We start from the raw sequence: 6830 nt of genomic DNA on the forward strand, positions 1-6830 counted from the left end.
CGGCTGGCTGTCCGGCAGGGCTGGCTGGTGAGCCGGCTGGTGAGCCGGCTGGCTGTCCGGCAGGGCTGGCTGGTGAGCCGGCTGGCTGTCCGGCGGCTATTGATTCGGACTGTTCTGTCACTGTCACGCGCCGCGTGCCCTTGCACATCGAGCACATGATCACGCCTTGCCCTTTACACGCCGGACAATTGACCACTTGTTCGGAACCGGGCACCACCAACCGGCTACCCATCTGTTCCTGAAACTCCTTGGGCGGCGGCAACTCGATCTGCCAGCGCTCCACTTCACGATAGGGCGGTAATTCTTTCTGTTGCGTATCAGGTTCTTCCTCCATCCCGGCGTCACGGCGCTGTTCGATCAGTAATTGCAGATGGAAAAAGAAGACGTTATAGTGCCGGACATTGTGCAAGCGGGCTAACCGGCCAAGCAGCGGCAGCCGGAGCGGACGCTCTTGAGACCATTGGTCAAGCAACTGGCTGATATGATTGGCATTGAGCATACGCGCGCGCTGCTGGGCGCGCTCGATCGGTTCGTGAAACATGGCACCGGTCAACGCGCGCTCAACCTCGTTGGGTTCGATGAGGGTGAACTGTTTGGGTTGGCTCACCGGTTGCGCAATATCGGCCGACTCCAGCGTAACAACCTGTGTTTGCGACACATAGGGAGCAAGTACCGCTTCGAGATCGGCAGCCGCAGCGCTGGCGCTCGCATAGCGATGGTGCGGTTCCCACGCCAACAGGGTGCGAATAATCCAATCCACGTCTTCCGGTAGCTTCTGCCCCGCTTCAGCTAATGAACGAACCCGTGGCAACTCCAGCCAGCTATCGCCCGGTTTTGGCTTTTCAACCCATGGCTCCTCGCCGGTCAGCATATAAAACAGCACCACACCCAAACTGAAGATATCGGACAAATGGGTCGCTTTTTGCGCCTCGCGCATACACTCGGGCGCGATAAAACCGGGTGTGCCCATAATCATACCGGTCGAGGTCAACGATTGGTCAGGATCGCGGGCAATTCCAAAGTCGATCAAGTACGCCTTCTCGGCAACCGGATCGATCAAGATATTGCCCGGCGCCAAATCACGATGGACAATATCAAGGCTATGGGCATAATCAAGGGCAGCCGCGATCTGCTGAAAATAGCGCAACGCCAGTTCAGGCGGCAATGGCAAGTAGGAGCCCTTGGACAGCGTGTTTGCTTTCGTTGGTGATGACAACTTGGGCAGATCACGCAATGAGCTGCCGTGGATATATTCAAACACCGCGTAGTGAAACGGATTTTGCACACCGTAGTCGATCAAGCGTGAAATATGGGGATGACGGAGGCGAGCGGCAATGCTCGCCTCCTGTTCAAAGCGTTGAATCCGCGCCGCTTCTTGGCTCAGCAATACCTTCAGCGCAACTTTATGCTCACGGATATAGCGATGATGAGCGAGAAAGACGCGGCTTGACTCACCGCGTCCAATCCGCTGTTCAATCTCGTATTGGCCGAAGATGCGCGGCAGGCTGGGTGACGAAGAGATGTTAGTCGTCATAGCCGTGTGGATGGGTGCGATGCCATTCCCAAGCCGAGGCAATAATTGACTCAAGATCAGGGTAGTGCGGCTGCCAGCCCAACTCGGCGCGGATCGTTTCGGAAGAGGCGACCAGCACGGCCGGATCACCGGGCCGGCGCGGCCCCACCACTGCCGGGATCGGATGGCCGGTCACTTTGCGTGCTGTCTCGATCACTTCCCGCACAGTAAAGCCTTGGCCATTGCCAAGGTTGTAACGACGTTCACCCAAGCGGTCGAGCGACTCCATCGCCAGAATGTGAGCGCTGGCCAGATCAAGCACGTGGATGTAGTCGCGCACGCAGGTGCCATCGCGGGTCGGGTAATCGTCGCCAAAGATCGTGACGTGCGGGCGTTGGCCCAACGCCACTTGCAACACGATCGGGATCAAATGCGTTTCCGGGTCGTGATCTTCGCCGCGGTCGGGCGTATCGCCGCAAGCGTTAAAGTAGCGCAGACAAGCGTAGCGCATCCCATAGATCCGGTGCATCCAATGCAACATCCGCTCGATAAAAAATTTTGACTCACCGTAGGGCGAACCGGGGACGATCCGTTCGTGTTCGGCGATGGGAATGCGTTCGGGTTGGTCAAACAGATTCGCGGTGGACGAGAGGATAAACCGACGCACGCCGGCGGCAATAGCGGCTTCGAGCAGATTGGCAGCATTGACGAGATTATCACGCAGATAGAGCATTGGTTGTTCCATGCTCTCGCCAACCAGCGTGTACGAGGCGAAGTGCATAATGCCGTCAATGCCGGGATAAGCGGCGAACAGCTCGCGCAGCGCGTTACGATCGGCTAAATCAGCCTCAATAAATATCGCCTCTGGCGGCACAGCAGCGCGATGCCCTTGATAGAGGTTATCAACGACAATCACCTCGTGCCCGGCCCGCACCAACTCGGCGCTAGTAATGCTCCCGATGTAACCGGCGCCGCCAGTAACCAATAGCTTCATCGTGATCATCTCCCTCGTCTATCAAGCTTCGGGCGTGGTTCCATCGGAAGCAGGTTCAACCGCAGTCGCCGGCGTTTCCGGCGTGGGTTCATAATGAGCTGGACTACGCACGCTGTAGAGCGCTTGGATCGCGCGCTGCGCCAAACAGACAAACGAGCGATGCAACGGCGCACCGCCATTGATCGGGAAGATCGTCACATTGCGGAGCGGAATGAAATCATCGGCCAACTCCGTCAACATCTCTTCCAATTCAACGTCTGGCCGGCGATACATCTCGGCCCGCACTGCAAACTCGCTGGCAAAAAACATCACCGGCTGCGTAGCCCGCGGCGGCGCTGAAATGCGATAATCCGGCGGCGGTTCAGGCTCAGCTAACACTGCCACGAGCAGCGCATCGCCCCATGCCACTAAGGCTTGCGGCACACGCTGCGCATGCTGTGGGCGCCAAAGGGGGGCAATACTCACATCGTGCAGATTGATAAACCGGCTCATCCGGTTGTTGAGAGCATCACTCACCTTGCGGTACAAGGGCAGCGTATAACTGCCGGTGTAAAGCAACGTTGGTGTGAAGATCTCGACCGTATAGGTGAAGCCATCGCTCATACTGTCTCCAGCACCGCAGCGAGCGCCTGCCAGAAGCCGGGATAGCTTACTGCGGCGGCTGCCGGTTCTAAGATGGTGGTTTCGCCTCGCGCCACCAGCGCCGCAATCGCCCATGCCATTGCCAGCCGGTGGTCGTGATAGCTATCAAGAGTTGTGCCGTGCAGTTGGCCGGGCCGGCCAGTAATGACCATCCCATCGGCAGTTGGTTCGACCAGCGCACCCATCGCGCTCAAGCCAGCTACGACCGTCGCGATGCGGTCGGTCTCTTTGGCGCGCAATTCATGCGCATCGCGGATGACCGTCTCACCATCGGCGCAGGCCGCAGCTACTGCCAAGATCGGGATTTCGTCGATTAAGCGCGGGATCAATTCACCGGCGATAGTGGCGCCGCGCAGGGTTGACGAACGCACCACCACATCGCCAACCGGTTCGCTCCCTTCCAACCGCTCGTTGACAACCTCTATCGCCGCTCCCATCGCGCGCAACACATCGAGCGCGCCGGTGCGGGTCGGATTGAGGCACACACCGGGAGTAACCAATTCGGCATCAGGATGGATCGCCGCCGCCACCCACCAAAAAGCGGCTGAGGAAGGATCGCCGGGCACGCGCAGCGAGAGCGCCGCTGGAGCCGTGGCTGCGGGTGGCGGGCGCAACGTAATCTGTTCGGTAGTGACGGTAATATCAAGCCCCATCGCCGCTAACATACGCTCGGTGTGGTCGCGTGAGTCGATCCGGCCGGTCAGGGTGATGGGACTATCGGCGTTCAACGCTGCCAGCAAGAGGGCCGATTTCACTTGGGCCGACGCGATCGGCAACTCGTACTGGCCGCCGCGCAGCGCGCCGCCGCGGATCGCCAACGGCGCTCGATCACCCTCGGCGCGGCCATCAATCTGAGCCCCCATTGCCCGCAATGGCACAACAATCCGGCGTTGCGGACGCGAACGCAACGAGGCATCACCGGTCAACACGCTAAAGAATGGTTGGCCGGCCAGCAACCCGGCCAGCAAGCGCAAGGTGGTGCCAGAGTTGCCGCAATCGAGCACATCAGCCGGCTCGCGGAAGCCGCCCAAACCGGCGCCATGCACCACCAGCTCGCGCTCACCGAGCTGTTCAACCGTTACCCCCAACCCACGCACGCAAGCCACCGTGGAAAGGCAATCAGCGCCGGGCAAAAAATTAGTAATGTGCGCGCTGCCGGTCGCGATAGCGTTAAACAACACCGCGCGATGTGAAATCGATTTATCACCCGGCACCTGAACCACACCGCGCAACCGGCCCGGCGCAGTTAACGTTATCCCTGTCATTGCCGCATCATCCGCTCTAGCCCGCCGGCTCAGCGTCGGGGGCCACAATCAGCTTGTACCCAAACCCGCGCTGTGTCACCAAATACCGTGGTCGCGACGGATCGGGCTCGATCCGCTGGCGCAACCGGTAGACCAGCGCATCAATCGCATTGTAATCAAAGATAGCGTAATCCCACACCTGATTGGCGATCTCTTCCTTACTCACTACCTCACCCTGCCGGCGGTAGAGCAAGGCCAACAATTGAAACTCTTTCACCGTCAGCGGCGGCGTGAGCAACTCACCGCGAATGTACACCGACTTGGTTGGTTCATCAACCCGGATCTCGGCCCGCACTGCCCGCAACAGCGCCGGGTCAAGCGTCCCTTTCATCGTTGCAGCGGGGTCGTTAAAGATAATAACGGTATCGGCAATCAAAATTTGATCGGAGTGATGCAGACTGCGCGTGCCGATCAAGCGCTCTTGATTAAGGAACGTGCCGTTCGTACTTTCAAGATCGCGAATAAAAAACCCTTCTTCCGTCTGTTCAAAGCGCGCATGGCGCCGGGAAGCGAGCGGATGATCGATAATAATATCATTCGCGCTATCGCGGCCAACAGTAATAACCGGTCGATCCCACACGATTTCCCGATAGTCACCATTACTACGTTTGACAATCAATTGCGGGGCGGGAGCGGATTGCATCGTTCACCAGCCTCCAGCTACAATATGCTTTTGAATGCGCAGATGCGATGTGGTACAATCGCTTTGACCTTGCTGATTATACCATGGCATATTCGCCTTTGGCAGGCGTTGTGTTCACAGCATCGCACTGATGGCTGATCGGAGACACAGGTGAGCAGTGTTGGCGGGCGGCGCATCGGCCGATACGAGTTGATCGAAGAGCTTGGCCGTGGCGGGATGGCGCGCGTGTATCGGGCGCGTGACACCCAACTTCAGCGCATCGTTGCCCTCAAAGTGCTGGCTGCGCAACTAAGCATGGACGCAGAGTTCATTAAGCGGTTCGAGCGTGAAGCGCGCACCGCCGCTAATCTGCGCCATCCGAATATCGTGACGGTCTACGACATCGGTGAGGATCAGGGGCTGCACTACATCGCGATGGAGTATATCGACGGCTTGCCCTTGCACACCATTCTCGAACGGCATGTTGTACTTGGGCTTGGCTATGCGATTGCGCTGCTCGAACCAATTGCCGCTGCCCTCGATTATGCCCATCAGGCTGGCGCTGTCCATCGCGATATCAAACCGCATAACATTATGGTTGATCGCAATGGCCGGGTGGTGTTGACCGATTTCGGCATTGTCCAAACCCCCGAAGCCGATGATCAACGGCTGACCCGCACCGGCGTCTTTATGGGAACGCCGGAATACATTTCGCCCGAACAGGCCGAGGCCCGCCGGGTTGACGGGCGCAGCGATCTCTATTCGCTGGCCGTAGTGGCTTACGAGATTATTGCCGGACGGGTGCCGTTTAGCGGGCCAACGCCGCAATTGATCGTTGCCCACGCCCAACAACCGCCGCCGCCGATCTCGTCCATCGCCCCCGATCTACCAACCGATCTTGATTTAGTGCTAACCCGCGCGCTGGCCAAACGCCCTGAACGCCGCTTTCAAACCGGGGCAGCCTTTATCGCGGCGCTCCGCGATATTGCTGATCGGAACGGGATTGTTCCCGCCACGGCTACCGATCTGGCCGCGCTCGTTGCGCCGCCGGCCCTCGATCAAGTTGAGCCGACGATACCAGCCTTTACAGCTCCACCACGGGCCACTGCTGATCCGCCAGCGCCACGACCAGCGCCGAGTTCATATCCACCGGCAAGCTCCAACCGGCCAGCGGCGCTGCTGGCCAGCGCTATCCCGAACCGTCCGGCAGCACCAGCTAGCGCGCCAAACAACCAACCTCCACCAGTTGCGCCACCAGCGCTGCCTGCGCAACCCCCGGCCCGGCGGAATACACCGGCCCATCCGCCCGGGCACGGGAATATTGCGGTAGCCAGCGATCGTTCCGATCAACTGCCGTTTTTCATTATCGGTGGTATTTTGCTGGTGGTCGTCATCGCGTTAATCGTGTTGGTGGCGCGTAGTTTCAGCGACAACGCTGCACCCACACCGACGCCAGCGGTTCCATCCGGCTCGTCGCCAACCTTGGCCGCCCCCCTGCCAACGGCTACGGCAACGTTTACGACCGTGCCGACGGCCACGCCAACCGAAACACCGCTACCCACCGACACCCCATCACCGGTTCCGCCGTCGCCAACCGCGCCGCCACCGCCGCCACCGCCGCCGCCACCAATACCGACGGCGACATCATCGCCCACTGCGACGGTAACACCATCGCCCACTGCAACGGCGCCGACACCAACCGAGACACCAACGTTAACGGCAACTCCCACTGGATCGCCAATCGTAACGGGCACG

The 6830-nt window shown here is 59.5% G+C and carries 6 protein-coding genes; 1 reads left to right on the plus strand and 5 read right to left on the minus strand.

Features of this window, described 5'->3' with window-relative positions:
- From U9R81_RS04085 to U9R81_RS04105, 5 genes are all read right to left on the minus strand, one after another.
- Positions 1 to 1534, minus strand: a 1534-nt coding sequence (locus tag U9R81_RS04085; protein ID WP_322494246.1) for a serine/threonine-protein kinase, incomplete at its 3' end; no start/stop codon positions are given.
- Complete coding sequence (gene galE, locus U9R81_RS04090; RefSeq protein ID WP_322494247.1) at positions 1524 to 2507, minus strand: UDP-glucose 4-epimerase GalE; 984 nt, start codon at positions 2505 to 2507, stop codon at positions 1524 to 1526. The genes U9R81_RS04085 and galE, both read right to left, overlap by 11 nt.
- 21 nt (positions 2508 to 2528) lie before the next feature.
- Complete coding sequence (locus tag U9R81_RS04095) at positions 2529 to 3110, minus strand: hypothetical protein (RefSeq protein ID WP_322494248.1); 582 nt, start codon at positions 3108 to 3110, stop codon at positions 2529 to 2531.
- Positions 3107 to 4414, minus strand: a complete 1308-nt coding sequence (gene aroA / locus U9R81_RS04100; protein WP_322494249.1) for a 3-phosphoshikimate 1-carboxyvinyltransferase — start codon at positions 4412 to 4414, stop codon at positions 3107 to 3109. The genes U9R81_RS04095 and aroA overlap by 4 nt, the downstream gene beginning before the upstream one ends.
- Positions 4415 to 4430: 16 nt before the next feature.
- Positions 4431 to 5096, minus strand: a complete 666-nt coding sequence (locus tag U9R81_RS04105) for a winged helix-turn-helix domain-containing protein (protein WP_322494250.1) — start codon at positions 5094 to 5096, stop codon at positions 4431 to 4433.
- Between the two features lie 150 nt (positions 5097 to 5246).
- On the opposite strand from U9R81_RS04105, the gene U9R81_RS04110 reads away from it, so the two are divergent.
- The coding region (locus U9R81_RS04110) for a serine/threonine-protein kinase (protein ID WP_322494251.1) at positions 5247 to 6830 on the plus strand (1584 nt) is incomplete at its 3' end.

The organism is Chloroflexus sp. (assembly GCF_034435895.1).
Lineage (GTDB): Bacteria > Chloroflexota > Chloroflexia > Chloroflexales > Chloroflexaceae > Chloroflexus.